The organism is Macrococcus brunensis (assembly GCF_022343725.1).
Lineage (GTDB): Bacteria > Bacillota > Bacilli > Staphylococcales > Staphylococcaceae > Macrococcus > Macrococcus brunensis.
Map to the genome: position 1 here is coordinate 1,676,534 of NZ_CP092179.1, position 24,484 is coordinate 1,701,017.

15 protein-coding genes, 22 tRNA genes, 3 rRNA genes and 1 pseudogene are annotated in these 24,484 nt (G+C 44.6%); 6 read left to right on the forward strand and 35 right to left on the reverse strand.

The genetic code is table 11. From position 1 onward, the window contains the following. Positions 1-8 precede the first annotated feature (8 nt). Together MGG13_RS08745 and MGG13_RS08750 are read right to left on the reverse strand one after the other, a co-directional pair. Positions 9-731, reverse strand: coding sequence for an amino acid ABC transporter ATP-binding protein (locus MGG13_RS08745; RefSeq protein ID WP_239034633.1), 723 nt, complete (start codon positions 729-731; stop codon positions 9-11). Further along, on the reverse strand, positions 724-2,148 hold the full coding sequence (locus tag MGG13_RS08750; protein WP_239035707.1) for an ABC transporter substrate-binding protein/permease: 1,425 nt from the start codon (positions 2,146-2,148) through the stop codon (positions 724-726). The genes MGG13_RS08745 and MGG13_RS08750 overlap by 8 nt, the downstream gene beginning before the upstream one ends. A 176-nt stretch (positions 2,149-2,324) precedes the next feature. Here MGG13_RS08750 and MGG13_RS08755 point away from each other — a divergent pair, with 176 nt between their 5' ends. After that, positions 2,325-3,482, forward strand: a complete 1,158-nt coding sequence (locus tag MGG13_RS08755; RefSeq protein WP_239034634.1) for an aminotransferase class I/II-fold pyridoxal phosphate-dependent enzyme — start codon at positions 2,325-2,327, stop codon at positions 3,480-3,482. 25 nt (positions 3,483-3,507) lie between these two features. Here MGG13_RS08755 and MGG13_RS08760 read toward each other — a convergent pair whose 3' ends face one another. Then, positions 3,508-4,554 carry a PTS sugar transporter subunit IIC gene (locus tag MGG13_RS08760; RefSeq protein WP_239034635.1) on the reverse strand — a complete coding sequence of 349 codons (1,047 nt, stop codon included), beginning with the start codon at positions 4,552-4,554 and terminating at the stop codon, positions 3,508-3,510. 106 nt (positions 4,555-4,660) lie between these two features. Then, positions 4,661-5,470 carry an alpha/beta fold hydrolase gene (locus MGG13_RS08765; protein WP_239034636.1) on the reverse strand — a complete coding sequence of 270 codons (810 nt, stop codon included), beginning with the start codon at positions 5,468-5,470 and terminating at the stop codon, positions 4,661-4,663. Positions 5,471-5,634: 164 nt separating this feature from the next. Between MGG13_RS08765 and MGG13_RS08770 the strand changes: the two are divergent. Both MGG13_RS08770 and MGG13_RS08775 read left to right on the forward strand, forming a co-directional pair. Further along, positions 5,635-6,906: pseudogene (locus MGG13_RS08770) on the forward strand (MFS transporter). Positions 6,907-6,919: 13 nt separating this feature from the next. Beyond that, positions 6,920-7,852 carry an ornithine cyclodeaminase family protein gene (locus MGG13_RS08775; protein ID WP_239034637.1) on the forward strand — a complete coding sequence of 311 codons (933 nt, stop codon included), beginning with the start codon at positions 6,920-6,922 and terminating at the stop codon, positions 7,850-7,852. 39 nt (positions 7,853-7,891) lie between these two features. Here MGG13_RS08775 and MGG13_RS08780 read toward each other — a convergent pair. The 26 genes from MGG13_RS08780 to MGG13_RS08905 all read right to left on the reverse strand — a co-directional run bounded on the left by MGG13_RS08780 (position 7,892) and on the right by MGG13_RS08905 (position 16,104). Beyond that, positions 7,892-7,973, reverse strand: a tRNA-Leu gene (locus MGG13_RS08780). An 87-nt stretch (positions 7,974-8,060) separates the two neighbouring features. Continuing rightward, positions 8,061-9,089, reverse strand: a complete 1,029-nt coding sequence (locus MGG13_RS08785) for a hypothetical protein (RefSeq protein WP_239034638.1) — start codon at positions 9,087-9,089, stop codon at positions 8,061-8,063. A 180-nt stretch (positions 9,090-9,269) separates the two neighbouring features. Then, positions 9,270-9,343: transfer RNA gene (locus MGG13_RS08790), tRNA-Cys, on the reverse strand. 10 nt (positions 9,344-9,353) lie between these two features. Next, a tRNA-Gln gene (locus MGG13_RS08795) sits at positions 9,354-9,425 on the reverse strand. 9 nt (positions 9,426-9,434) lie between these two features. After that, positions 9,435-9,507, reverse strand: a tRNA-His gene (locus MGG13_RS08800). A 2-nt stretch (positions 9,508-9,509) separates the two neighbouring features. Continuing rightward, a tRNA-Trp gene (locus MGG13_RS08805) sits at positions 9,510-9,583 on the reverse strand. A gap of 13 nt (positions 9,584-9,596) precedes the next feature. Further along, a tRNA-Tyr gene (locus MGG13_RS08810) sits at positions 9,597-9,680 on the reverse strand. Positions 9,681-9,685: 5 nt separating this feature from the next. Beyond that, a tRNA-Thr gene (locus MGG13_RS08815) sits at positions 9,686-9,761 on the reverse strand. A 17-nt stretch (positions 9,762-9,778) separates the two neighbouring features. Beyond that, positions 9,779-9,851: transfer RNA gene (locus MGG13_RS08820), tRNA-Phe, on the reverse strand. Positions 9,852-9,856: 5 nt separating this feature from the next. Then, a tRNA-Asp gene (locus tag MGG13_RS08825) sits at positions 9,857-9,932 on the reverse strand. A gap of 8 nt (positions 9,933-9,940) precedes the next feature. Beyond that, a tRNA-Met gene (locus MGG13_RS08830) sits at positions 9,941-10,014 on the reverse strand. A 39-nt stretch (positions 10,015-10,053) separates the two neighbouring features. Further along, positions 10,054-10,146: transfer RNA gene (locus MGG13_RS08835), tRNA-Ser, on the reverse strand. 11 nt (positions 10,147-10,157) lie between these two features. Then, positions 10,158-10,231 (reverse strand) — tRNA-Ile (locus MGG13_RS08840). 32 nt (positions 10,232-10,263) lie between these two features. Continuing rightward, positions 10,264-10,337: transfer RNA gene (locus MGG13_RS08845), tRNA-Met, on the reverse strand. A 24-nt stretch (positions 10,338-10,361) separates the two neighbouring features. After that, positions 10,362-10,437, reverse strand: a tRNA-Ala gene (locus tag MGG13_RS08850). A 25-nt stretch (positions 10,438-10,462) separates the two neighbouring features. Then, positions 10,463-10,536, reverse strand: a tRNA-Pro gene (locus tag MGG13_RS08855). 10 nt (positions 10,537-10,546) lie between these two features. Continuing rightward, positions 10,547-10,623: transfer RNA gene (locus MGG13_RS08860), tRNA-Arg, on the reverse strand. Positions 10,624-10,636: 13 nt separating this feature from the next. Next, positions 10,637-10,725: transfer RNA gene (locus MGG13_RS08865), tRNA-Leu, on the reverse strand. Between the two features lie 31 nt (positions 10,726-10,756). Then, positions 10,757-10,831 (reverse strand) — tRNA-Gly (locus MGG13_RS08870). 5 nt (positions 10,832-10,836) lie between these two features. Continuing rightward, positions 10,837-10,920: transfer RNA gene (locus tag MGG13_RS08875), tRNA-Leu, on the reverse strand. A 21-nt stretch (positions 10,921-10,941) separates the two neighbouring features. After that, a tRNA-Lys gene (locus MGG13_RS08880) sits at positions 10,942-11,014 on the reverse strand. Positions 11,015-11,019: 5 nt separating this feature from the next. Continuing rightward, positions 11,020-11,095: transfer RNA gene (locus MGG13_RS08885), tRNA-Thr, on the reverse strand. Positions 11,096-11,106: 11 nt separating this feature from the next. Further along, positions 11,107-11,182, reverse strand: a tRNA-Val gene (locus tag MGG13_RS08890). A 10-nt stretch (positions 11,183-11,192) separates the two neighbouring features. Then, positions 11,193-11,307: ribosomal RNA gene (gene rrf, locus MGG13_RS08895) — 5S ribosomal RNA — on the reverse strand. A gap of 84 nt (positions 11,308-11,391) precedes the next feature. Continuing rightward, positions 11,392-14,314: ribosomal RNA gene (locus MGG13_RS08900) — 23S ribosomal RNA — on the reverse strand. A gap of 237 nt (positions 14,315-14,551) precedes the next feature. Continuing rightward, a 16S ribosomal RNA gene (locus tag MGG13_RS08905) occupies positions 14,552-16,104 on the reverse strand. The 16S, 23S and 5S rRNA genes sit together here with 21 tRNA genes alongside, the layout of an rRNA operon. Before the next feature lie 466 nt (positions 16,105-16,570). On the opposite strand from MGG13_RS08905, the gene MGG13_RS08910 reads away from it, so the two are divergent. Next, on the forward strand, positions 16,571-16,966 hold the full coding sequence (locus MGG13_RS08910; protein ID WP_239034639.1) for a YgzB family protein: 396 nt from the start codon (positions 16,571-16,573) through the stop codon (positions 16,964-16,966). A gap of 1 nt (position 16,967) precedes the next feature. Here the strand turns inward: MGG13_RS08910 and MGG13_RS08915 are convergent, their stop codons facing one another. Together MGG13_RS08915 and MGG13_RS08920 are read right to left on the reverse strand one after the other, a co-directional pair. After that, positions 16,968-17,423 (reverse strand): Fur family transcriptional regulator, encoded by a 456-nt coding sequence (locus MGG13_RS08915; protein ID WP_239034640.1) that lies wholly within the window; start codon positions 17,421-17,423, stop codon positions 16,968-16,970. A gap of 68 nt (positions 17,424-17,491) precedes the next feature. Beyond that, positions 17,492-17,926 (reverse strand): peroxiredoxin, encoded by a 435-nt coding sequence (locus MGG13_RS08920; RefSeq protein ID WP_275416069.1) that lies wholly within the window; start codon positions 17,924-17,926, stop codon positions 17,492-17,494. 81 nt (positions 17,927-18,007) lie between these two features. Between MGG13_RS08920 and MGG13_RS08925 the strand changes: the two genes are divergently transcribed. Continuing rightward, positions 18,008-19,306, forward strand: a complete 1,299-nt coding sequence (locus MGG13_RS08925; protein WP_275416070.1) for a glutamate-1-semialdehyde 2,1-aminomutase — start codon at positions 18,008-18,010, stop codon at positions 19,304-19,306. A gap of 50 nt (positions 19,307-19,356) precedes the next feature. Next, a complete protein-coding gene (locus MGG13_RS08930) occupies positions 19,357-20,442 on the forward strand; it encodes an aromatic acid exporter family protein (RefSeq protein WP_133431586.1) in 1,086 nt (361 codons plus the stop codon). 29 nt (positions 20,443-20,471) lie between these two features. Here MGG13_RS08930 and MGG13_RS08935 read toward each other — a convergent pair whose 3' ends face one another. From MGG13_RS08935 to MGG13_RS08945, 3 genes are read right to left on the reverse strand one after another with little or no spacing between them, the layout of a single operon-like run. Next, on the reverse strand, positions 20,472-21,077 hold the full coding sequence (locus tag MGG13_RS08935; RefSeq protein WP_239034641.1) for a DNA-3-methyladenine glycosylase: 606 nt from the start codon (positions 21,075-21,077) through the stop codon (positions 20,472-20,474). Beyond that, positions 21,078-22,679 (reverse strand): FMN-binding glutamate synthase family protein, encoded by a 1,602-nt coding sequence (locus MGG13_RS08940; protein WP_239034642.1) that lies wholly within the window; start codon positions 22,677-22,679, stop codon positions 21,078-21,080. A 52-nt stretch (positions 22,680-22,731) separates the two neighbouring features. Continuing rightward, entirely contained in the window at positions 22,732-24,474 is a 1,743-nt protein-coding gene (locus MGG13_RS08945; RefSeq protein WP_239034643.1) for an ABC transporter ATP-binding protein, read from the reverse strand. Positions 24,475-24,484 lie beyond the last annotated feature (10 nt).

Consider the following 24,484-nt stretch of genomic DNA (forward strand, 5'->3'; position numbering starts at 1 on the left):
GCCTGATTTTATAATACTTTGGATAAAAAGCTTTGTGTTCTTTCATTCTGAGGATTACCAAAGATTTGAGCAGGCGGTCCTTCTTCCTGCACAATCCCTTTATCCATGAAAATCACACGGTCGGCCACTTCTCTCGCAAAACCCATTTCATGTGTGACGACCACCATGGTCATTCCTTCACGCGCCAGATTCTTCATGACCTGCAGCACATCACCGACGACTTCAGGGTCAAGTGCTGAAGTCGGTTCATCAAACAGCATGACGTCAGGATTCATCGCCAGTGCCCGTGCGATAGCGACACGCTGTTTCTGACCACCTGACAGCTGGGACGGATAATTGTCTGCTTTTTCCTTTAAACCGACTTTATCCAGCAGCTCAAGTCCAGTTACTTCAAGGTCTGCTTTACTCCCTTTTTTCAGCAAAAGCGGTGTCATCGTCAGATTATCGAGCACTGTTTTATGAGGAAATAAGTTAAAACTCTGGAACACCATGCCCATCTTCTGACGATGCAGGTTGATATTCGTTTTCTTGTCATTTAACACATTGCCTTCAAAAATAATCTCACCGCTGGTCGGTGTCTCAAGTAAGTTCAGACAGCGGAGAAGCGTTGACTTACCGCTGCCTGAAGGTCCGATGATCGCGACCACTTCACCTTCCTGCACATCTAAATTGATCCCTTTCAGTACTTCAACATGTCCAAAATTTTTATGGAGTTCTTTAACATTAATCACTTACACTCATTCTCCTTTCGAATAAGTTCATCACTCGTGATAAACCAAATGTCAGTAAGAAGTAGACAATCGCCACAATCAGTAACGGTGTAAACGGATCAAACGATGCCCCTTGAACAACCTGCGCATTGAACATCAGTTCGCTTACCCCGATGACAGAGACAATAGAAGATTCCTTGATGACTGTAATGAACTCGTTACCTAATGCCGGCAGAATATTCTTGATTGCTTGCGGCATGATGACTTTATTCATAGCCTGCGCGTGACTGAGACCCAGTGAACGCGCTGCCTCCATCTGTCCTTTATCGACTGCTTTGATACCCGCACGAATAATTTCTGCGATATAAGCACCGCAGTTCAGAATAAGTGCGATCGCACCGCAGACAAATGCCGACAGATCAAGACCGAGTACAGCTGTTGTACCGAAATAGACAAGGAAGACCTGAACTAAAAGCGGCGTTCCGCGGATAAATTCAATATAGACCCAGGCAATCGCCTTTAGAATCTTGTTTGTACTCAGCTTCATAAATGCAAAGATGCCGCCGAATAATGAACCGAGCACTACTCCGAGCAATGAAATCAGAATCGTTGCACCGAGACCATGAAGAAAATAAGTACCGTACTTGCTTAAAAAAGAACCGTCATCAAACATGGCTGCATTCGCTTTATCTTTATAGCCGTCAATCAGTTTCTGATCATTGACTTCCTTGATAGATGCATTTAATGCGTCAAGCAGTTTCGGTGAATCTTTCTGCAGAGCGATAGCTGTCCCTTTATCCGCATTGCCAAATTCGAGATCTGAATAAGCAAGCTGTGTATTCTGTGAAAGATAGGCATCGGCTACAGGCCCTTCCATAATGACACCGTCAACTTTGCCGGTATTGAGAGACATGATGGCTTCAGGCAGTCGCGTCAATGAAGTCAGGTTTGATTCCGGGAGTTCAGTCTGTGCCAGCTCTTCCTGTGTCGTCTGTTTCTGTGCAGCCACACCTTTACCCTTGAAGTCTTCTACTGTTTTCAACTTCTGCTGATTTTTCTTCTGAACGACCATACGCTGCTTCACCTGCATATACTCATCCGTGAAATCGACTTCTTTTTTTCGCTCAGGAGTCGGACTCATACCGGAGATAATGACATCAATCTTGCCGGTCTTAAGAGAGCCAAGGAGACTATCAAACTGCATATTGACGATTTTCAGTTCCACCCCTAAATCTTTTGCTATTTTTTTAGCCAGTTCTATATCGATACCGACATATTCTCTTTTGCCATTGACTGTTCTTTCAAATTCATAAGGTGCATAATCTGCTGACAGTCCCACTCTTAACTCTCCACGTTTTTTGATGACATCCAGCTGATCTTCTTTCGCTGAAACATGATCGACTGGAAAACCAGTTAGTAACAGCAGTGTAATCAGCATGAATACCCAGACATTTTTCATCTTCAAATCTCGAACCTCCTTAAAAGTATTGTAATAACTATACAATAAGTCTAATATATATACAATAAATAATTTAATATTGCTTTAACGTCTTAAATTATCTATAGTTATTTTATATTATATTCAGAAAATTCAGAATAAGGAAGGGTTTTTTTATGAAATTGATTAATAAATTTGTTACCGGTCTTGAAGTGCCGGGCACCCGTCAATTTTCAAATAAAGTAGCGCTCTATGATAACTGCATTGATTTAACACTCGGACAATCAGGTTTCGCACCTGCAGATTATATTAAAGACGCGATGATCAGAGCGATTTCAGAAGATCAACTTCGCTACACCCATAACAAAGGGCTTCTTGAACTGCGCCAGGCAGTCAGTGACGATATATACAGAAGACTTGGTGTCCGCTATGATGCTGAGACAGAAATCCTCATGACAAACGGTGGTTCTGAGGCTATTGATGATGTTCTCCGTACCATCATCAATCCTGACGATGAAGTCCTGCTGCCGGTTCCGACTTATCTGGGTTACGAACCGGTCATCAAGCTGCTCGGTGCAAAGACAGTGTATATCGATACAACGCAGACCGGCTTTGTACCGACACCTGAAGCAGTGACTGCAGCAATAACAGATAAGACAAAAGCGATTATCTTTAATTATCCGACGAATCCGACCGGTGTCACTTATACTTATGACCAGATTCAGGCACTGGCAGATGCTTTAAGCGAGACCAGTATCTTTATTATTACGGATGAAATTTATTCAGAGAATGTCTATGACGCCCCTCACCACTCGTTTATGGAATTTAAAGATGTCCGTAATCAGCTCTTTGTCGTCAGCGGTCTGTCCAAGTCGCATGCGATAACAGGTGCACGTGTTGGTTATGTGCTGGCACCCGAAGCACTGATGGAACATGTGACGACCGTCCACCTTTATAATTCCATCTGCGTCGCCACACCTATGCAGTACGGCGCCATCAGTGCTCTAAACCACGGGCAGGAGGACGTTACAAAAATGAACGACGCTTATATTGAAAGACGCAACTACCTGTACGACCGTCTTATCGGAATGGGTTTACCTGTCATTAAACCACAAGGCGCCTTCTATATCTTTCCGGATATATCTGCCTATTCGAATGACTCTTTTCAATTTGCAAATGACTTGATAGAACAAGAGCAGCTTGCTGTCGTTCCTGGTAAATCATTTTCTGATTTAGGTGAAGGCTATATACGTCTGTCTTTTGCCTGTACAATGGAGGAAATCATCGAAGCCTGCGACCGGCTTGAGCGTTTCCTGAATCATTACCAGCAATAAAAAAATCCAGCCGAAAGGCTGGATTTTAAGCTTCCGACGTAAAACGATAAACTTCGTCACGATAGCCAGGTAATATTTTTTTGAGAATCATATGAATGATAAAGGCCATAGGCACTGGAATAATAAGATAAGCGAATAACAGATTGATGATTCGAGACATCGTACTGCCATCCATCAGTGCAAATGCATTGATCGGTCCAACAAGTCCTGTATAACCGAATCCCGCTGACATCGGCGTCCCTTGAATATTGAAGAAGTAAGTGCAGAGTCCACCGACGATACCATTCAGAAGAAGCGCCACAAAGATGACGGGGTTCTTGAATAACACAGGCATCATCATTTTCGCAGCCCCAATGACCAGTGTCGTATTAACCCCTTTAGAATTCACGAACCATGAACCGAAGATAAAAGTATAGCAGCAGGCAGCGATGCCAAGATTAGCAGCGCCGCTTCCAAGTCCCGACAGACTGATGACGGTTGCAATCGCAACAAGCGAAATTGGTGACGCCATCAGCATGCTGTAAGTGACGCAGATCAGAATACACATCAATAGTGGATTAAGCGTTGTAAAATGTTCGACCATCTGGCCTAGAGTACCTGTTACCATGCGAACATACGGCAGTGTCAATAACCCGACGATCCCGGGAATGACACCTGCCAGTACGGGAAGAAAGACGATATTCAAGCTACCCATTTTACTGCCGAGCGCAAGTATAATCGCAACACTTAATGTCACGACAAGCATAATATTGATTAAGTCACCAATACCGACCAGCGTGAATGCGCCATTTTTCATGACAGAAGCGCCACTCCCTACAAAACTGGCACCGGCAACGATAGCTGTCTGCACAGCATTCATCTTAAACTGATAAGCAACCAGCGCACCAATAAAGAGCGATGCACAGAACTGAAACAGCACGAGCGCCTGCGATACTATACTAAGCACCGGCCAGACTGTAACCAGGTATTTGAACAACTCACCTAGTAAAGCATTCGGAATCAAGGCCACGACAATACCCGTTGCCATACCGTTAATTATATTAAAGAAAAACTGTTTTTTACTTATAGACATCTTGCACCTCATTTTTCATAATGCATTGATATTAACATGAAAATGGATGCATTTGTAGAGTATTTATGAATGTCTTCTAACAAACTTTAAATCACTAACGAATCTCTTACAATTGATTCACAAACACACCTGCTATTGCTCGGATCAGCTCGTATTCTTCAATCATTGGGTTATGTCCAGTATTAGCAAGCAGTGTCACACTGACATTGGCTTCTTTATTAAAGAAAGAGAGCTGATCTTGATAGCCGACAATATTATCCTGTTTACTTAAAATGACCTGTAGTTTGGTACGGTCTCCAATATCAATCACATCTTCACAACGAAACTGGTAATAGACACTCTCGTCCCGGCGTAATGCCTTCATAAAGGCTTTGTCTGCCTTTTTAATCCCCGGTACAATTAATTCCTGATAACGACGCCATGTGTCCTCGCTGATAACCACAGTTGTATCTGTATATTCATCGTAATAATCCTGATTGTCTTTTACATGAATCTTTTCATTGATAACAGGTACAAGCTTCTCGCGCGTGCGCGCCTTAAACTGGCCTTCTACGACCGGGCATGTCAGAAAAGCATCTGTGATTCGATTCTTCCAGCGATCCATAAGACCTAAACACATATAAGCCCCGTAAGAATGGCCAAACAGAATGATATCCTGCTTCGGAGTCAACGTATCGATAAACGCCATAATAACATCCAGCATATCATTCGTCGTCGCAATGCTCTGGGCTGCTTCAGACTCCCCCATCCCCGGTAAATCCATATAAATTCTGCGGTACATGGCATCATCAAATAAATCATCATAGAGTAGATAATGGCTGTTCAGTTCTAGTCCATTACCATGAATAAAATAGACGGGCTTACCTCTTCCCGCTTCTTGATAATTAATTTCTATATTTTTAATATTGATTTTCATATCCTCACCTACCATCATTTTAGTCCGCAGAAGTTTATACCCGCTCTCACGTTTCGTAACCCAGGAGAAAATAAGAAAAATTGATTTGACAGAATATTCTTTCAAATATAATATTTAAAATATACTTAAATTAAGTCGTATTTAAATAACAAGGGGATGTTTCAATGAATAAAAAGTTAGAAAGAAAAGTTTTAAGTGCAAGTCTCATCGGCTCTTCGATTGAATGGTTCGACTTTTTTCTGTATGCCTCAGTCGCGAGCGTTATCTTCAGCAAGCAGTATTTCGTAACAGATAATCCGACGCTATCTAACTTAATCGCTTACTTTGGTCTCGCTCTCTCATTTTTCATCAGACCATTCGGCGGTATTTTCTTCGCCCATATGGGAGATAAGATGGGCCGAAAAAGAACGCTCGTTATTACACTTCTATTGATGGGTGTTGCGACAGTTGCTATCGGTCTTATTCCAAATTATGAGACGATCGGTATACTGGCACCTATTCTTCTCCTGCTGTGCCGCTTAGTCCAAGGACTGGGTATCGGCGGGGAATGGGGCGGCGCACTTCTGCTCGCAACAGAATATGCGCCTGCTGAGAAACGCGGCTACTTTGGCAGTGTTCCACAGATGGGCGTCACGATTGGTATGGTTCTTGGTTCACTCGCCTTTTATATAATGACTTCACTGACGACAGATGAGCAGTTTGCAAGTTTCGGCTAGCGTCTGCCCTTTATTTTCAGTGGTGTTCTTGTCATATTCGGTTTCATCATCCGTAAAGGATTAGATGAAACGCCTGAATTCAAGCAAGTGCAAAAAGAAGGGACAGCACCAAAAGTTCCACTTATTCATACACTCAAATATCACTGGAGAGAAGTGCTCGTCACAAGTGGTGCAAAATTTGTTGAGACCGCACCGTTTTATATCTTTGGCACATTTGTGGTGGGCTATGCCACTACTACACTCGGATTAAAATTTGAACATATCATGCTGATTGTCATGACAGCTGCGATTCTCACTACTATTCTGATTCCTTTATATGGTAAGCTGAGTGATAAAGTAGGACGCCGAAAGTTATATTTAATGGGTGCTGCCGCAATGCTTTTATATAGCTTCCCTTATTTCTGGCTTCTGGAACAGAAATCTGTGATTATGGTCCTCTTTGCCACTATTATCGGACTCAGTATCATCTGGTCACCTATTACTGCTGTTCTAGGTACTATTTTTTCTGAAGTATTCTCTAAAGAGGTCCGTTATACCGGTGTGACGCTTGGTTATCAGATTGGTGCTGCATTAGCTGGCGGAACAGCTCCGATGATCGCTGAATATTTAATGAGCAAATTTAATCACACCTATGTACCGGTTGCGATTTATCTGATGATTATTGCAGCTATATCAATTTTTAGTGTTCTGTCAATTAAGAAACAAAAACATTTACTTTAAGCAGGAGGTCAATATGCAACACTTTAGTGATGAGGCTATACAAGAAGTTTACAAAATGTCAGATGCAGTACGAGATATACGTGAACTGCTGATTGATTTAAATAATGATCAGATAATTAACGAAGAACGTACTGTTATCCAGGTGCCTGGCACTGATAATACGGTGCTCTATATGCCCTGCATCAACATTCATAACAAGTATTCAATCCTAAAAACAATTTCTATTTTTCCGGATAATATAAACATTCCAGTTTCTCAAGGAATCACGCTGCTGACTGAATTGGAGAACGGTGAACATATTGCAACGCTTGAAAGCAGCTATCTGACGCGTCTTAGGACAGGTGCAATGAGTGCACTCGCAACAGATCACCTGGCCGCTGAAAAAGCTGCCTCACTCGCTATCATAGGAACAGGCGGTATGGCCTACGAACAAGCACTAGGTGTTCTCGCTGTCCGGGAAATCAAAAATATTTATCTCTATAACCGCACGTCAGTAAAAGCAGAACTGTTTAAAGCAAGTTTGGAACAGTCTACTCAAGCAGCTATTACCATCTGTCAGACATCAAGCGAAGCTGTTAAGCATGCTGATATCATTAACTGCGCTACTCGTTCAAATGAACCTGTATTCCACCATGAAGATATCAAATCAGAAGTACATATCAACGGTGTCGGTTCTTACTTACCATCTATGCGTGAAATTGATATACAGACTATTCAAGCAGCGGACACCATTGTCATGGATGATAAAGAAGGTGCAATGCAAGAAGCCGGAGAGTTTATCGAAGCTGAAAAACAAGGTTTATTTGATTTCGGTCAGATCCTGTTACTGAAGGACATTGCAATTAGCCAGTCAAATAAAAAAGGAATCACTATTTTCAAGTCTGTCGGTGCAGCCTATTATGACCTGGCTGTCACAGTCGGAGCGTATCAGAAGTTAAAATCATAAAAAAAGACCCTAAACTTGATATTTAGGGTCTTTTCACGATACCACCGGTCGGGGTCGAACCGACACTCCGTGAGGAACCGGATTTTGAGTCCGGCGCGTCTGCCAATTCCGCCACGGTGGCTTATTTAAAAACAATATATTAATTATAAGTGAATTATTTTTGAGAGTCAAGACAAGATAGGAACCTGCAAAGAGGTTCCCCTGATTATTATTTATAAATGATACTTTCAACTTGCCATACTTTACCTTGCTTCACTGCTTTAATGGTCACATGCTTGCCATATTGTCTTGTAGTCGTATAAACTATCTCATTACCTTCTTCTGTCTCTTCTGTATAACTGCTATTCTTTACAGACGTTGCTTTTCCTAAATATTTTTCCACTGTTGAGAGCGTCTGAACATTCTCATAGATATCATAGTTATATTGGATTTTCTTCAATGTATTACCAGCAGGTATATTATAGTGAAGCGTTACATCGTATCCACTGCCATATGTTGATGTCACTTCTTTAACTTTTCCTTTTTCTCTGAAAATATCGTCTGAACTCGATTCACCGATCAGCGCAACAATCTGTGAGTTCAGCATACCCGGTTTCACACCGAAGAATGAATAGGTGCCTGCTTTCATTGCTTTCAGTTCACTGCTCTTTAAAGTAGCGAACTCTGCATCTTTTAGATTAGAAGGATCAATCGCATAAGTCACTTCTTCGTTCATACTGGCACCAGTGACAATCCATTCACCTTTTGGTCGTTCCATATCAAGAGACAAATGACCATATTCTCTTGATAAAATATCATCCTTAGGATCTTTAGTATCATTGTCATACATATCAGAAGCTGTGTATTTACCAAGAACAGATTGAATATCTTTTAGTTTAACGGGTTTAGATGCATAGTCAAAATAAATGGTGTTTATTTTCATATCATTAGTCGCTATTTTTCGATTGTCTGATTCAGCACTGAAACTGATTTTATTAAACTCCGCTACTGCATAAGCCCACTCTTCACTGCGACTTTCGTATTCTGAGGCAGGTGTTCCAAATTTCTGATATATCTTGCTGTAAGGATCGCCAATCTTAATCGTCTGAGCTGCAAAAATCCCTTTTTTAAGTAAGGTTACTGTCTTCTGGCTCTTCAAATCAGGAAAAACTACTTTTGAGACCTGCTTATCAGCAGCTTGTGCACTTCCTGCTGATAATACTGCAATTGCCAAAACACCTGCTAACGTTTTTTTCATTTCTTAACCTCTTTTCAATATAATGTAATTCTCTCTAATTATACAAATGATGATGAATAAATTATATAAAATTGTTATACTTTTAAGAAAACGTTAAGGTAATAAAAAAACTCACTACATAAGTAGTGAGTATAATATAAAAAAACAGGATTCATCCTGACTTAGATTAATATATAAAAATGGAGGCGCCAACCGGATTTGAACCGATGATAGAGGTGTTGCAGACCTCGGCCTTACCACTTGGCTATGGCGCCTTATGAAAAGCTGGGGTAGCTGGATTCGAACCAACGAGTGACGGAGTCAAAGTCCGTTGCCTTACCGCTTGGCTATACCCCAATAATAAAGGGCGACTGATGGGAATCGAACCCACGAGTGTCGGAACCACAATCCGATGCGTTAACCACTTCGCCACAATCGCCATGGCAGGGGCAGTAGGAATCGAACCCACATCAAAGGTTTTGGAGACCTCTATTCTACCGTTAAACTATGCCCCTACTATTAAATAAATGGTGGAGGGGGGCAGATTCGAACTGCCGAACCCGAAGGAGCGGATTTACAGTCCGCCGCGTTTAGCCACTTCGCTACCCCTCCATAAATGGTGCCGGAAAAAGGACTTGAACCCTCAACCTACTGATTACAAGTCAGTTGCTCTACCAGTTGAGCTATTCCGGCATAATATAATAAAAAGATGGCTCAGGACGGAATCGAACCGCCGACACATGGATTTTCAATCCATTGCTCTACCGACTGAGCTACTGAGCCATACATGGCGGTCCCGACGGGAATCGAACCCGCGATCTCCTGCGTGACAGGCAGGCATGTTAACCGCTACACCACGGGACCACTTAAAATTGCGGGAGGCGGATTTGAACCACCGACCTTCGGGTTATGAGCCCGACGAGCTACCAGACTGCTCCATCCCGCGTTAATAATAAATTATATTGATTTGCTGAAGTAAAAATAATGGCGGAGGAAGAGGGATTCGAACCCCCGCGAGCCGTTAAGCCCCTGTCGGTTTTCAAGACCGATCCCTTCAGCCGGACTTGGGTATTCCTCCATTATATTAAGTGGACCTTGCAGGACTCGAACCTGCGACCCAACGGTTATGAGCCGTTTGCTCTAACCAACTGAGCTAAAGGTCCTAAATCCAAGGTTTCACTGTTAAAAAAGATAGTGGCGGCAGAGGGGATCGAACCCCCGACCTCACGGGTATGAACCGTACGCTCTAGCCAGCTGAGCTACGCCGCCGATATGTTATTAATAATTTAAAAATGGTGGAGACTAGCGGGATCGAACCGCTGACCTCCTGCGTGCAAAGCAGGCGCTCTCCCAGCTGAGCTAAGCCCCCATTTTTTATGCTTCAAAGAAGTAAGTCGGGAAGACAGGATTCGAACCTGCGACCCCTTGGTCCCAAACCAAGTGCTCTACCAAGCTGAGCTACTTCCCGTAGCTATAAATGGCGCGCCCGAGAGGAGTCGAACCCCTAACCTTTTGATCCGTAGTCAAACGCTCTATCCAATTGAGCTACGGGCGCTAAATAATTTGAATGGTGCCGAGGACCGGAATCGAACCGGTACGGTAATCACTTACCGCAGGATTTTAAGTCCTGTGCGTCTGCCAGTTCCGCCACCCCGGCTAATATGATTAAAATGTTAATTTAAAAATAATGGAGCGGAAGACGGGATTCGAACCCGCGACCCCAACCTTGGCAAGGTTGTATTCTACCACTGAACTACTTCCGCATATATGGTGCGGGTGAAGGGAGTCGAACCCCCACGCCGTAGGCGCTAGATCCTAAGTCTAGTGCGTCTGCCAGTTCCGCCACACCCGCAATTTAAATTTAAAATAATGATGAGCCATAGAGGATTCGAACCTCTGACCCTTTGATTAAAAGTCAAATGCTCTACCAACTGAGCTAATGGCTCTAACATGGTGCCGGAAAAAGGACTTGAACCCTCAACCTACTGATTACAAGTCAGTTGCTCTACCAGTTGAGCTATTCCGGCATAATAGAAAATGGTGGAGGATGACGGGATCGAACCGCCGACCCTCTGCTTGTAAGGCAGATGCTCTCCCAGCTGAGCTAATCCTCCATATAAAACTGCCCGGCAACGTCCTACTCTTGCGGAACGTAAGTCCAACTACCATCGGCGCTAGAGAGCTTAACTTCTGTGTTCGGTATGGGAACAGGTGTGACCTCTCTGCCATCATCACCAGACAGGATGAGAATATTATACTCTCAAAACTAGATAAGTAAGAAGAAATTGATTCACAAGCTCACCGAGCTTAAAAAATCTGATATTTGATTAAGTCTTCGATCGATTAGTATTCGTCAGCTCCACACATTACTGTGCTTCCACCTCGAACCTATTGACCTCATCATCTTTGAGGGATCTTATAACCGAAGTTGGGAAATCTCATCTTGAGGGGGGCTTCATGCTTAGATGCTTTCAGCACTTATCCCGTCCATACATAGCTACCCAGCTATGCCGCTGGCGCGACAACTGGTACACCAGAGGTATGTCCATCCCGGTCCTCTCGTACTAAGGACAGCTCCTCTCAAATTTCCTACGCCCACGACGGATAGGGACCGAACTGTCTCACGACGTTCTGAACCCAGCTCGCGTACCGCTTTAATGGGCGAACAGCCCAACCCTTGGGACCGACTACAGCCCCAGGATGCGATGAGCCGACATCGAGGTGCCAAACCTCCCCGTCGATGTGAACTCTTGGGGGAGATAAGCCTGTTATCCCCGGGGTAGCTTTTATCCGTTGAGCGATGGCCCTTCCATGCGGAACCACCGGATCACTAAGTCCGTCTTTCGACCCTGCTCGACTTGTAGGTCTCGCAGTCAAGCTCCCTTGTGCCTTTACACTCTGCGAATGATTTCCAACCATTCTGAGGGAACCTTTGAGCGCCTCCGTTACTCTTTAGGAGGCGACCGCCCCAGTCAAACTGCCCGCCTGACACTGTCTCCCGCCACGATAAGTGGCGCGGGTTAGAAAGTCAACACAGCCAGGGTAGTATCCCACCAGCGCCTCCACGTAAGCTGACGCTCACGCTTCAAAGGCTCCTACCTATCCTGTACAAGCTGTGCCGAATTTCAATATCAGGCTGCAGTAAAGCTCCACGGGGTCTTTCCGTCCTGTCGCGGGTAACCTGCATCTTCACAGGTACTATGATTTCACCGAGTCTCTCGTTGAGACAGTGCCCAAATCGTTACGCCTTTCGTGCGGGTCGGAACTTACCCGACAAGGAATTTCGCTACCTTAGGACCGTTATAGTTACGGCCGCCGTTTACTGGGGCTTCAATTCGTAGCTTCGCGAGATGCTAACCACTCCTTTTAACCTTCCAGCACCGGGCAGGCGTCAGCCCCTATACGTCACCTTACGGTTTTGCAGAGACCTGTGTTTTTGATAAACAGTCGCTTGGGCCTATTCACTGCGGCTCTTCAGGGCTTGCACCCTAAAAAGCACCCCTTCTCCCGAAGTTACGGGGTCATTTTGCCGAGTTCCTTAACGAGAGTTCGCTCGCTCACCTTAGAATTCTCATCTTGACTACCTGTGTCGGTTTGCGGTACGGGCACCTGATATCTAACTAGAGGCTTTTCTTGGCAGTGTGAAATCAACGACTTCGCTACTTAATTTCGCTCCCCATCACATCCTGACCTTACGAGTGCCGGATTTGCCTGACACTCAGTCTCAATGCTTGGACGTACATAACCAACAGTACGATCGCCTATCCTTCTGCGTCCCCCCATCGTTCAAACAATCTCAGGTGGTACAGGAATATCTACCTGTTATCCATCGCCTACGCCTGTCGGCCTCGGCTTAGGTCCCGACTAACCCAGAGCGGACGAGCCTTCCTCTGGAAACCTTAGTCAATCGGTGGACGGGATTCTCACCCGTCTTTCGCTACTCACTCCGGCATTCTCACTTCCAAGCGCTCCACATGTCCTTACGGTCATGCTTCGACGCCCTTGGAACGCTCTCCTACCATTGTCCTACGGACAATCCACAGCTTCGGTAATATGTTTAGCCCCGGTACATTTTCGGCGCAGCGTCACTCGACTAGTGAGCTATTACGCACTCTTTAAATGATGGCTGCTTCTAAGCCAACATCCTAGTTGTCTGGGCAACGCCACATCCTTTTCCACTTAACATATATTTTGGGACCTTAGCTGGTGGTCTGGGCTGTTTCCCTCTCGACTACGGACCTTATCACCCGCAGTCTGACTCCCGCATTAAATTATCTGGCATTCGGAGTTTGTCTGAATTCGGTAACCCGAGGGGGGCCCCTAGTCCAAACAGTGCTCTACCTCCAGTAATCATCATGCGAGGCTAGCCCTAAAGCTATTTCGGAGAGAACCAGCTATCTCCAGGTTCGATTGGAATTTCTCCGCTACCCACACCTCATCCGCTCACTTTTCAACGTAAGTCGGTTCGGTCCTCCATTCAGTGTTACCTGAACTTCAACCTGGACATGGGTAGATCACCTGGTTTCGGGTCTACGTCCTGATACTCATTCGCCCTGTTCAGACTCGCTTTCGCTGCGGCTCCGCATCCACTGCTTAACCTTGCATCAAAACGTAACTCGCCGGATCATTCTACAAAAGGCACGCCATCACCCATTAACGGGCTCTGACTACTTGTAAGCACACGGTTTCAGGTTCTATTTCACTCCCCTTCCGGGGTGCTTTTCACCTTTCCCTCACGGTACTGGTTCACTATCGGTCACTAGAGAGTATTTAGCCTTGGGAGATGGTCCTCCCGGATTCCGACGGAATTCCACGTGTTCCGCCGTACTCAGGATCCACTCAGGAGGGGACGACTTTTCGACTACAGGACCTTTACCTTCTATGGTTGACTTTTCCAAAGTCATTCGTCTAAATCGTTCCTTTGTAACTCCGTGCTGAGTGTCCTACAACCCCAGGATGCAAGCATCCTGGTTTGGGCTCTTCCCGTTTCGCTCGCCGCTACTCAGGGAATCGAGTTTTCTTTCTCTTCCTCCGGGTACTTAGATGTTTCAGTTCTCCGGGTGTGCCTTCTCATATGCTATGTATTCACATATGGATAACATGACATAACTCATGCTGGGTTTCCCCATTCGGAAATCTCTGGATCAGTGCTTACTTACAGCTCCCCAGAGCATATCGTCGTTAGTAACGTCCTTCTTCGGCTTCTAGTGCCAAGGCATCCACCGTGCGCCCTTAATAACTTAATCTGTTATTAATAATGTGATGTCTGTATGAATACAGACGCGCGATTTTTTGAGAATTCAATAAATGAACTCACTCGGTTTTGCTTGGTAAAATCTTTTTTCTTCTTACTTTATCTAGTTTTCAAAGTACAATCTGAATGAACTGAACCGTAAGGTTCTATGAACACTCAAAACTGAATACAATATGTCAATGTCAATTCCTAAGAGATATCGAGTATCTCTTTTCCGTATTATCCTTAGAAAGGAGGTGATCCAGCCGCACCTTCCGATACGGCTACCTTGTTACGACTTCACCCCAATCATCTGTCCCACCTTCGACGGCTAGCTCCTAAAAGGTTACTCCACCGGCTTCGGGTGTTACAAACTCTCGTGGTGTGACGGGCGGTGTGTACAAGACCCGGGAACGTATTCACCGTAGCATGCTGATCTACGATTACTAGCGATTCCAGCTTCATGTAGTCGAGTTGCAGACTACAATCCGAACTGAGAATGGTTTTATGGGATTTGCTTGACCTCGCGGTTTCGCTGCCCTTTGTACCATCCATTGTAGCACGTGTGTAGCCCAAATCATAAGGGGCATGATGATTTGACGTCATCCCCACCTTCCTCCGGTTTGTCACCGGCAGTCTCTCTAGAGTGCCCAACTGAATGATGGCAACTAAAGATAAGGGTTGCGCTCGTTGCGGGACTTAACCCAACATCTCACGACACGAGCTGACGACAACCATGCACCACCTGTCACTCTGTCCCCCGAAGGGGAACGCTCTGTCTCCAGAGTTGTCAGAGGATGTCAAGATTTGGTAAGGTTCTTCGCGTTGCTTCGAATTAAACCACATGCTCCACCGCTTGTGCGGGTCCCCGTCAATTCCTTTGAGTTTCAGTCTTGCGACCGTACTCCCCAGGCGGAGTGCTTAATGCGTTAGCTGCAGCACTGAGGGGCGGAAACCCCCCAACACTTAGCACTCATCGTTTACGGCGTGGACTACCAGGGTATCTAATCCTGTTTGATCCCCACGCTTTCGCACCTCAGCGTCAGTTACAGACCAGAGAGCCGCCTTCGCCACTGGTGTTCCTCCATATCTCTGCGCATTTCACCGCTACACATGGAATTCCACTCTCCTCTTCTGCACTCAAGTCTCCCAGTTTCCAATGACCCTCCCCGGTTGAGCCGGGGGCTTTCACATCAGACTTAAGAAACCGCCTACGCGCGCTTTACGCCCAATAATTCCGGATAACGCTTGCCACCTACGTATTACCGCGGCTGCTGGCACGTAGTTAGCCGTGGCTTTCTGGTAAGGTACCGTCAAGGTACGTTCAGTTACTAACGTACTTGTTCTTCCCTTACAACAGAGTTTTACGATCCGAAAACCTTCTTCACTCACGCGGCGTTGCTCCGTCAGACTTTCGTCCATTGCGGAAGATTCCCTACTGCTGCCTCCCGTAGGAGTCTGGGCCGTGTCTCAGTCCCAGTGTGGCCGATCACCCTCTCAGGTCGGCTACGCATCGTCGCCTTGGTGAGCCGTTACCTCACCAACTAGCTAATGCGCCGCGGGTCCATCTGTAAGTGACAGCCGAAACCGTCTTTCACTATTCCACCATGAGGTGGAAAATATTATCCGGTATTAGCTCCGGTTTCCCGAAGTTATCCCAGTCTTACAGGTAGGTTACCCACGTGTTACTCACCCGTCCGCCGCTGACTTCAGAGGTGCAAGCACCTCGTCTGTCCGCTCGACTTGCATGTATTAGGCACGCCGCCAGCGTTCATCCTGAGCCAGGATCAAACTCTCCATAAAAGTGTTTGATAAAGCTCTTTGATTGGTTGAGCCAATCACTCTTGAAAGTACTGTTAGTACTCAAATTATTGGAATTAACGTTGACATATTGTCATTCAGTTTTCAATGTTCATTTGGTGTTACAAGATTAAATTATAACAGCTACGTTTTATCTTTGCAAGACTTTTCTTTAAGAAGTTTTAAACTTCTTACTAGCCATTCAAGTTTAAGTTACTGTCTCTTTCAAGCTTGCATTAAAAATTTTACTCGAATGAATCACTTGTTTCAAGTATCTTTTTTACACTTTCGAAATTTGATTTTCTTAATCTCATTTCGTAATGTCTGTCGTTTTCAGCGACTTTTATATCTTAACAAGCATAAGTCAGAGCGTCAACACTTTTATTCATTTTTTTCTAAAAAACTTCTGACAGGTTATTATCATGATTTATGCTATACTTTCTTCAGTATTTAAATAAGGAGTGTTTCTATGAAATGGAATAAGAAGCCTACTAGCAAGATCAATCGTATCCGCTCGTGGGCGCTCGGTCTTATATTCGCTGCAATGATTGTCATGTACTTAGGCGTTATTCTTCTATATATGGCACACAGTAAGATACTATTTGGAATCTTCCTGCTCCTTGGAACGCTTGCTTTCCTTCTCAGTTTTGTTGTCTATTTCTGGATTGGTATGCTATCGATGCGTGCAGTGACCGTTCAGTGTCCTAACTGTAACCATTATACGAAGATGCTCGGGCGGGCTGATATCTGCGCGAACTGCAATGAGCCGCTGACCTTAGATCCATCTCTTGAAGGGAAAGAATTCAACGAGGATTATAATAACAAGCGTAAAAGTGCAGAATTAGAAAAAAAGGAAGAACGCTGATTTAGCGTTCTTCCTTTTTTGTACATTCCGGACAAATACCGTATATCTCCATGCGATGATGCGTAATCTTGTGGCCTGACAAATGCTGGGCTATCTGTTCCACTTCATCTAGACGAGGATACTGAAAATCTGTAATCTTGCCGCAGCTTGTACAGATGACGTGATAATGATTGGCTGTTTCAAAATCATAACGGCTTGCTGCATCACCATAAGTTAATTCAGATACAAGTCCACATTCTTTAAAAACTTTAAGGTTATTATAGATGGTTGCTACACTCATACTGTCAAACTTAGGACTAAGTGCCTTGTAAATCTCATCCGCAGTCGGATGTGTATCCGCTTCTATCAGATAGGCGAGTACGGCTTGTCTCTGCGGTGTGATTCTGACACCTTGATCTCTTAGTTGCTGCACCGCTTCCTGTAGCTTCATCTCAGCTGAATGATGTTCGACTGCCATACTGTCACCTTCTTTCGTGTTTATTATTTATTTATCATACAACTTAATAGGTAAAACTTCAATATTGCTTACTCAGCAAATAGCACTTCTAACTGATTTTTCACTTTCACATTGTCTATTCGTTTTTCTATCGTTAAGTCAGGTCCTATAAGTAAAGTCGTGCGCACGATTCCCATCGATTCTTTGCCAAACACTTTTTTAAGGCGATAGATATCCAGTTCTTTTGCTAACTGATAGTCTTCATCCACTAATAGATCGAATCCGATATTGTGCTTCATGATAAAGTTCTGGTGTTTCTTCATTGTATCGCCGTTAACACCAAATACTTGTATCCCTTTACCTTGCAACTCGGCAAGATGCTCTGTAAAATCAATTGCCTGCGTGGTGCAAGTCGGGGTATTATCACGCGGATAGAAGTAAAGAATCGTTCTTTTATCTTTTAAATCCTGTTCCGTAATCATGTCACCGTTCTGGTTGACCATATTAAACGCTGGTAACTTCAAATAAATTCCTCCTGTTCATCATTCTTCTATAATTATGATACGATAGGGACGAAAAAAATTTAAGCAAAAGAGGTTATAGTTATGAATTTTTCAGAATCTGAACGTATTCAAAAAGATGCGAATGAGTATATTTTAGGCGGCGTCAATTCCCCTTCCCGCTCCTATAAAGCAGTGGGCGGCGATGCACCTGTTGTTATGGAGCGTGCAGACGGTGCTTATTTCTATGATGTCGACGGTAACCGATATATCGATTACCTGGCGGCATATGGTCCGATTATCGCAGGACACGCTCATCCTCATATTACTGCAGCCATCAAACAGGCTGCTGAAACAGGCGTGCTCTATGGCACACCGACTAAGCATGAAGTTAAATTTGCCAAGATGCTGCGCGAGGCGATTCCTTCTTTAGAGAAAATCCGCTTTGTGAACTCCGGTACTGAAGCTGTCATGACGACAATCCGTGTCGCTCGTGCTTATACTAAACGCGACAAGATCATCAAGTTTGCAGGCTGCTACCACGGTCACTCTGACCTCGTTCTCGTTGCTGCCGGCAGTGGACCAAGCCAGCTGGGTACACCTGACTCTGCCGGTGTGCCGGAAAGTGTCGCCAAAGAAGTGATTACAGTACCCTTCAATGATATTGAGTCTTTCAAGGAAGCCATCCATCATTTCAGCGATCAGATTGCAGCTGTACTGGTTGAACCTATTGTCGGCAACTTCGGCATCGTTGAGCCCGCTGAAGGTTTCCTTCAGGCAGTCAACGATATCGCTCATGACAATGGCACACTTGTTATCTATGATGAAGTCATCACAGCATTCCGCTTCTGCTACGGCGGTGCACAGGATATGCTCGGTGTGACACCCGACTTGACTGCATTCGGTAAGATCATCGGCGGCGGACTGCCGATTGGCGCATATGGCGGTCGCCAGGATATTATGGAACATGTAGCGCCACTAGGACCTACTTATCAGGCAGGGACAATGGCAGGTAATCCGCTCAGTATGCAGGCTGGTATCGCTTTACTCGAAGTCATCAAGGAAGAAGGTACTTACGAACAACTCGATGCACTTGGCAAAAAGTTAGAAGATGGTGTTCAAGCCCTGATTCAAAAATATAATATTCCTGCTACAATCAATCGCCTTAAAGGGGCGATGACGCTCTACTTCACAAAAGAGAAAGTCGTGAACTATGAGCAGGCTGAAAACACTGACGGCGAAATGTTCGCAAAGTTCTTCAAGCTGATGCTGAATCAAGGTATCAACCTCGCTCCTTCTAAATATGAAGCGTGGTTCATCACGATTCGTCATACAGAAGCAGATATCGATGAGACACTGGCTGCTGTAGAGAATAGTTTCAAAGAAATGTCGCTTGTCAAATAATGATTCCTATTGTATAAGTGAGTTATTATGAACTAAAAAGAGGTAACTGAATGAAATTAGGCGCAAGAATCTTTAAGACAGGTATTGCGATCATGCTCGCACTCTATGTGGCCCAGATGCTAGGAACACCGGGATACGTCGTCGCAGGTATCTCAGCGCTCTTCGCGATGCAGCCCAGTGTCTATCAATCTTATAAGTCGGTGCTCGAAAATCTGCAGGGCAACTCAATCGGCGCTTTGCTTGCCATCATTGTCGTCCAGACTTTCGGCAATCATCTCTTTATCATCGGGCTGACGACGATTATCCTGATATCACTTCTAGCTAAGCTGCACCTGCAGAACGTAACAGGTCTTGCTGTAGTGACTCAGCTCGTTATCATGGAGGCGACAGGTGATCACTTCCTTACCATTGCCTTCACCCGTTTTGCGTTCATCATGATTGGTGTCTTAAGTGCAGCTCTTGTTAACCTGCTCTTCTTGCCGCCGCAGTATGAGACGAAACTCTATTATACGTGCCAGCAGATCGGCAATGATATCTTCAAATGGCTGCGACTCAGCATCAACGGTTCCAGTGAATATCATGTCGTCAAGCATGACGTGGAAGATATCAGAGACCGTATCATTGCAGTCGAATCTAAGTTTAACCTGTATAAGAACGAGCGTGCCCTGACCAAAAAGCAGAACTACCGCAACATCAGAAAGAAGATATTATTCAAGGAACTGATTATGACGACAAGACGTGCCTATGATCTGCTCAGGAGAATCAATCGATATGAAAATGATATCCTCCATCTGCCGGAAGCGCTGCGTATTCAGCTGAAGTTTGAGATGGATGAACTGATGACGTTGCATGAAGGCATTCTCATGCAATTTAATAATAAGCTCTCCCCAACACATCTCGCTGAAGAGAACTTCATGACAGGCGACTTCAAAAAAGATGTTCTGGAACTTGTACTTGCTGAAATGCGGACTGTAGACGACCCGCCTTACAATAAGCAGCACATTATCCTCATCATCAGTGCACTCTTCGAGTACCGCGAGAAGCTTGAGCATCTCGATAAACTGACACACAGTTTCCATCATTATCATAAAGAAGACAACAAAATAAAGGTTGCTGATGATATTCAGGATCTATAGAAAAAGGCTGACTCAGTTGAGTCAGCCTTTTATTGTTGCCAGCCATTAAATTCTGCCTTTTCCACTCTATCTTTAGAGACATGCGGATTACCTTCTACTGTGAACCGGTAGAGATAATCGACCGCTTCTTCTTTGTTATCTATCCCGATACGCTTCGATGCTTTGATGGCCCCCGGCACTTTACCCTCGCTTAAAGTAAGAGGACCTTCATTCAGCCGAGTGCCATTATAGATGTCACGTCTGATCCCCATACTTTGGGTCAGTTTACCTGGCCCATCAGTCAGATGATCCAGCCGTCCGCGGCGCGCCTGCATCACCTCTATGCCTTCAACAGGTTCCAGTCCACGGATCAGCACTCCTTCAGGCGAGTATTCATCCTTAGTGATGAAGTTCATACAATGATGGCCGTGCATCGTGTAGACATAGACAGTGCCGTAGCTTCGGTACATCATCTCATTCTTCTTTGTCCGTCTGCCCTGGTAAGCATGAGCTGCTTTATCTTCCAGTCCGAGATAAGCCTCAACTTCTGTAATATAACCAGATGTGACAATACCATCTGTCACTGTCGTAATCTTTTTGCCGAGCAGCGACTTTGCTGCAGTCAGCGTATCTTTTTCCAGAAAACTTAAATCCACTTATACCGCCTCTTTCAGTGAACGGTACATGCGGTTCACATACTGCTCTCCTGTCAGAATATCGCCGCGCTCCGTCTTATAGAGAAGGTGCTTGACTGTGATATCAGTCGGAGAAACAACACCGCATGCCGCTGCTATATTAAATAAACCTTCATGCATACTGATCATATAGTTCGTTACCCTGTACTGCTTCTCTTCAATCACAAGGCCTTTCTCCCGGTCCGGATTCGTCGTCGCTACGCCGACCGGACAGTCATTCGTATGACACTGCTGCGCCATGATGCAGCCGACACTCATCATCATGGCACGGGCAACGTTGACCAGATCCGCCCCAAGTGCAATCGCAATAGCTACTTTATCCGGTGTAATTAGTTTGCCTGACGCAATAATCTTGATATCGTCACGCAGACCATTTTCCTTCAATACTAAATCAAGAATCGGCAGCGCTGAAAAGAGCGGCAGTCCCATTGTGTCTTCCAGTTCCTGATAAGTCGCACCGGTTCCGCTTTCTCCACCATCCACTGTAATGAAATCAGGATAAATACCTGTTGCCTTCATATCAGCAGCAAGACTGTACAGCATATCAAGATTGCCGACGACCATCTTAAAGCCGACCGGTTTACCGCTCATCTGTTGCAGTTTAGCGATGAACTTCAGTAAATCATGATTATCGTTCATAAACGTAAATCGGTTCGGTGAGTTGATCGTCGTATACGGTTTAACATTACGGATTGCCGCAATCTCTTCTGTCACTTTCTCTGCTTCTACGTGACCGCCGCGCGTCTTCGCCCCTTGCGCGAGCTTAATTTCAAATGCCCTGATATAAGGGTTTTCTGCTTTTCGCATAAACTCTGCGTCACTGAAATGACCTTCAGAATCACGGACACCGAATAAACCAGGTCCTACCTGAAAAATGATATCCACTTTACCTTTCAGATGATGCTCAGATAATCCGCCCTCGCCTGTATTCATCCACGTCCCTGCTGCCATGCCCAGCCCATTACTTAGGGCAGTGATCGCATTTTTACCGAGTGCACCGTAACTCATACCCGACTGACCTACAAGGCGCTTGACTGCAAAAGGATGTGCACGTCTGTTACCGAGGATAACTGCATGCTCATCTGTCAGTAAATAAGGGTCTACAGTGGAACTTTCACGGTGTTCATCACGGTCAAAAAGCCCTTCTTTATCGAGCTTATAGATGCTGGTGTCAATCTTCTGTGACTGATCGATATGAAGTTCGCTTGCCTCTTTCGGGAAGATTGAATTCTGGAGATAAAAACCAGGTTGCGTGAAATCACGACGTGAACCAAAACCACCGATACGCGTCTTATATTTACCTGCTTTAACAACATCCAGATAATCTTTACGAGAAAAAGGCGTCGCTTCGTTATCTGACTGAATTAAATACTGTCTGATTTCCGGTCCTATTTTCTCAAAGAAATAACGCACACGCCCAAGCACTGGAAAGTTCCTTAAAATGCTATGCTGGTTCTGCTTGCGGTCCGTAACGAGTAAATACAAAATGAAAAAAACGAGTAGAACAAATAATACAAGAAATATCGTGTTGACGATGACTTGTATCATCCATAATAAATTCATAAAAAAATCCCCCTGATGTATGATACTTCTATCATACATCAGAGAGAATCTGTTAACTATCCAAATGTTGAATCGTATAAAGATTATAATAGTGAGATTGATGAGACATCAACTCATCATGTGTACCGATTTCCTTAATTTCACCGTTCTGAACAACGACAATTTTATCAGCATGAGTAATGGTCGATAAACGGTGTGCGACAATAACCGTCGTACGGTCCTGCGATAACGTCTCAAGCGCTTCCTGAATAACCGCTTCACTTTCTAAGTCAAGCGCACTCGTCGCTTCATCCAGAATCAGGATCGGCGGATTCTTCAGAAATACCCGTGAAATAGCGACACGTTGCTTCTGACCGCCGGAAAGCTTGACGCCTCGTTCGCCGACTTCTGTATCATAACCATCCGGCAGACTCATGATAAAGTCATGCGCATTCGCCAGTTTCGCAGCATAAATCATCTCTTCTTCTGTCGCTTCCGGTTTACCGAGAAGAATATTCTCACGGATAGAATCAGAGAACAGAATATTATCCTGCATGACCATACCGATCTGATTGCGCAGACTCTCTATTGTAAAGTCATCAATCGCATGACCATCAATACAGATCTGTCCACTCGTTACATCATAAAACCTCGGAATCAGACTGATCATCGTTGATTTACCGCCGCCACTCATCCCGACAAAGGCAACCGTTTCACCGCTTTTAATATCTAAATTGACATGATGAAGGACTTCATCGTCATCTTCATTGTATTTAAAACCGACTTCTTTGAACTGAATATCACCATGTTCAACCTTCAGATTTTGAGCGCCCGGTTTATCGACAACATCGTATGGCTCATCAAACAGCTGGAACATACGATCCATCGATGCCAGACTCTGTGTCAGTGTCGTCGAACTGGATACTAAGCGACGAAGCGGACCATATAGACGGTCAAGATAAGCGATGAACGCAGCTAAACTACCGACAGACAGACCATCACTGATGACCAGATAGGCACCAAAACCGACTACGATCAGCGGACCGATATCAGTGACCGTATTGATGACCGCGAAACTTTTCGCATTCCATTTTGTATGATCAATTGCCTTGTTAAAGAAATTCATATTCCGTTTATTGAAACGTTCGCTTTCGTTTTCTTCGATAGCGAAACTCTTAATGACTGTCATACCTTGCACGCGTTCATGCAGAAACCCCTGCACTTCAGCTAATGCCTGTGATCGTTTTCGTGTCAGTTTTCGTAAGTTACCGAAGAAATAATAAACACTGAAAATATAGAACGGGAAAATGACGAGTGAAGCAATGGTCAGTTTGACGTCCATCGTAAACATAATGGCAAGTGCAATGATAATTGTGACTAAATCCAGCCAGACATTCATCAGTCCTGTAACGATGAAGTCCTTCGTTGACTCCACATCATTGATGACACGTGAAATCACTTCACCGACTTTATTATTAGAATAAAAACGGACGCTCAGTGCCTGCAGGTGACGATAAAGTTTTTTACGGATATCGTAAAGAATCTTGTTGCTGGTCCACTGGGCAAGGTACTGACGGTAATATTCAACAGGCGGACGAATCACAACAAAAATAAATGAAAAGATGAGCAGCACTTGCCATAACGCTGCTTTCTTATCCGCTATCGACATACCTGAGTTACCGATGACATCATCTATGACATACTTAATCAGCAGTGGAATTAACAACGGGATACCGAATTTCAGAATCCCGATTAAAATAGTCAGTACAATAAGCCATGAATAAGGCTTAACGAAATGAAGGTAACGCCTGAACATGCAATCATCT

Excerpts from the sequence above, each read along its gene's own strand:
- MGG13_RS08930 (WP_133431586.1), top strand. The coding sequence starts at position 19,357 with ATGAAATTAGGCGCAAGAATCTTTAAGACAGGTATTGCGATCATGCTC.
- MGG13_RS08925 (WP_275416070.1), top strand. The coding sequence starts at position 18,008 with ATGAATTTTTCAGAATCTGAACGTATTCAAAAAGATGCGAATGAGTAT.
- MGG13_RS08760 (WP_239034635.1), bottom strand. The coding sequence starts at position 4,554 with ATGTCTATAAGTAAAAAACAGTTTTTCTTTAATATAATTAACGGTATG.
- MGG13_RS08945 (WP_239034643.1), bottom strand. The coding sequence starts at position 24,474 with ATGTTCAGGCGTTACCTTCATTTCGTTAAGCCTTATTCATGGCTTATT.
- MGG13_RS08775 (WP_239034637.1), top strand. The coding sequence starts at position 6,920 with ATGCAACACTTTAGTGATGAGGCTATACAAGAAGTTTACAAAATGTCA.
- MGG13_RS08765 (WP_239034636.1), bottom strand. The coding sequence starts at position 5,470 with ATGAAAATCAATATTAAAAATATAGAAATTAATTATCAAGAAGCGGGA.
- MGG13_RS08915 (WP_239034640.1), bottom strand. The coding sequence starts at position 17,423 with ATGGCAGTCGAACATCATTCAGCTGAGATGAAGCTACAGGAAGCGGTG.
- MGG13_RS08940 (WP_239034642.1), bottom strand. The coding sequence starts at position 22,679 with ATGAATTTATTATGGATGATACAAGTCATCGTCAACACGATATTTCTT.
- MGG13_RS08755 (WP_239034634.1), top strand. The coding sequence starts at position 2,325 with ATGAAATTGATTAATAAATTTGTTACCGGTCTTGAAGTGCCGGGCACC.
- MGG13_RS08750 (WP_239035707.1), bottom strand. The coding sequence starts at position 2,148 with ATGCTGATTACACTGCTGTTACTAACTGGTTTTCCAGTCGATCATGTT.
- MGG13_RS08785 (WP_239034638.1), bottom strand. The coding sequence starts at position 9,089 with ATGAAAAAAACGTTAGCAGGTGTTTTGGCAATTGCAGTATTATCAGCA.
- MGG13_RS08910 (WP_239034639.1), top strand. The coding sequence starts at position 16,571 with ATGAAATGGAATAAGAAGCCTACTAGCAAGATCAATCGTATCCGCTCG.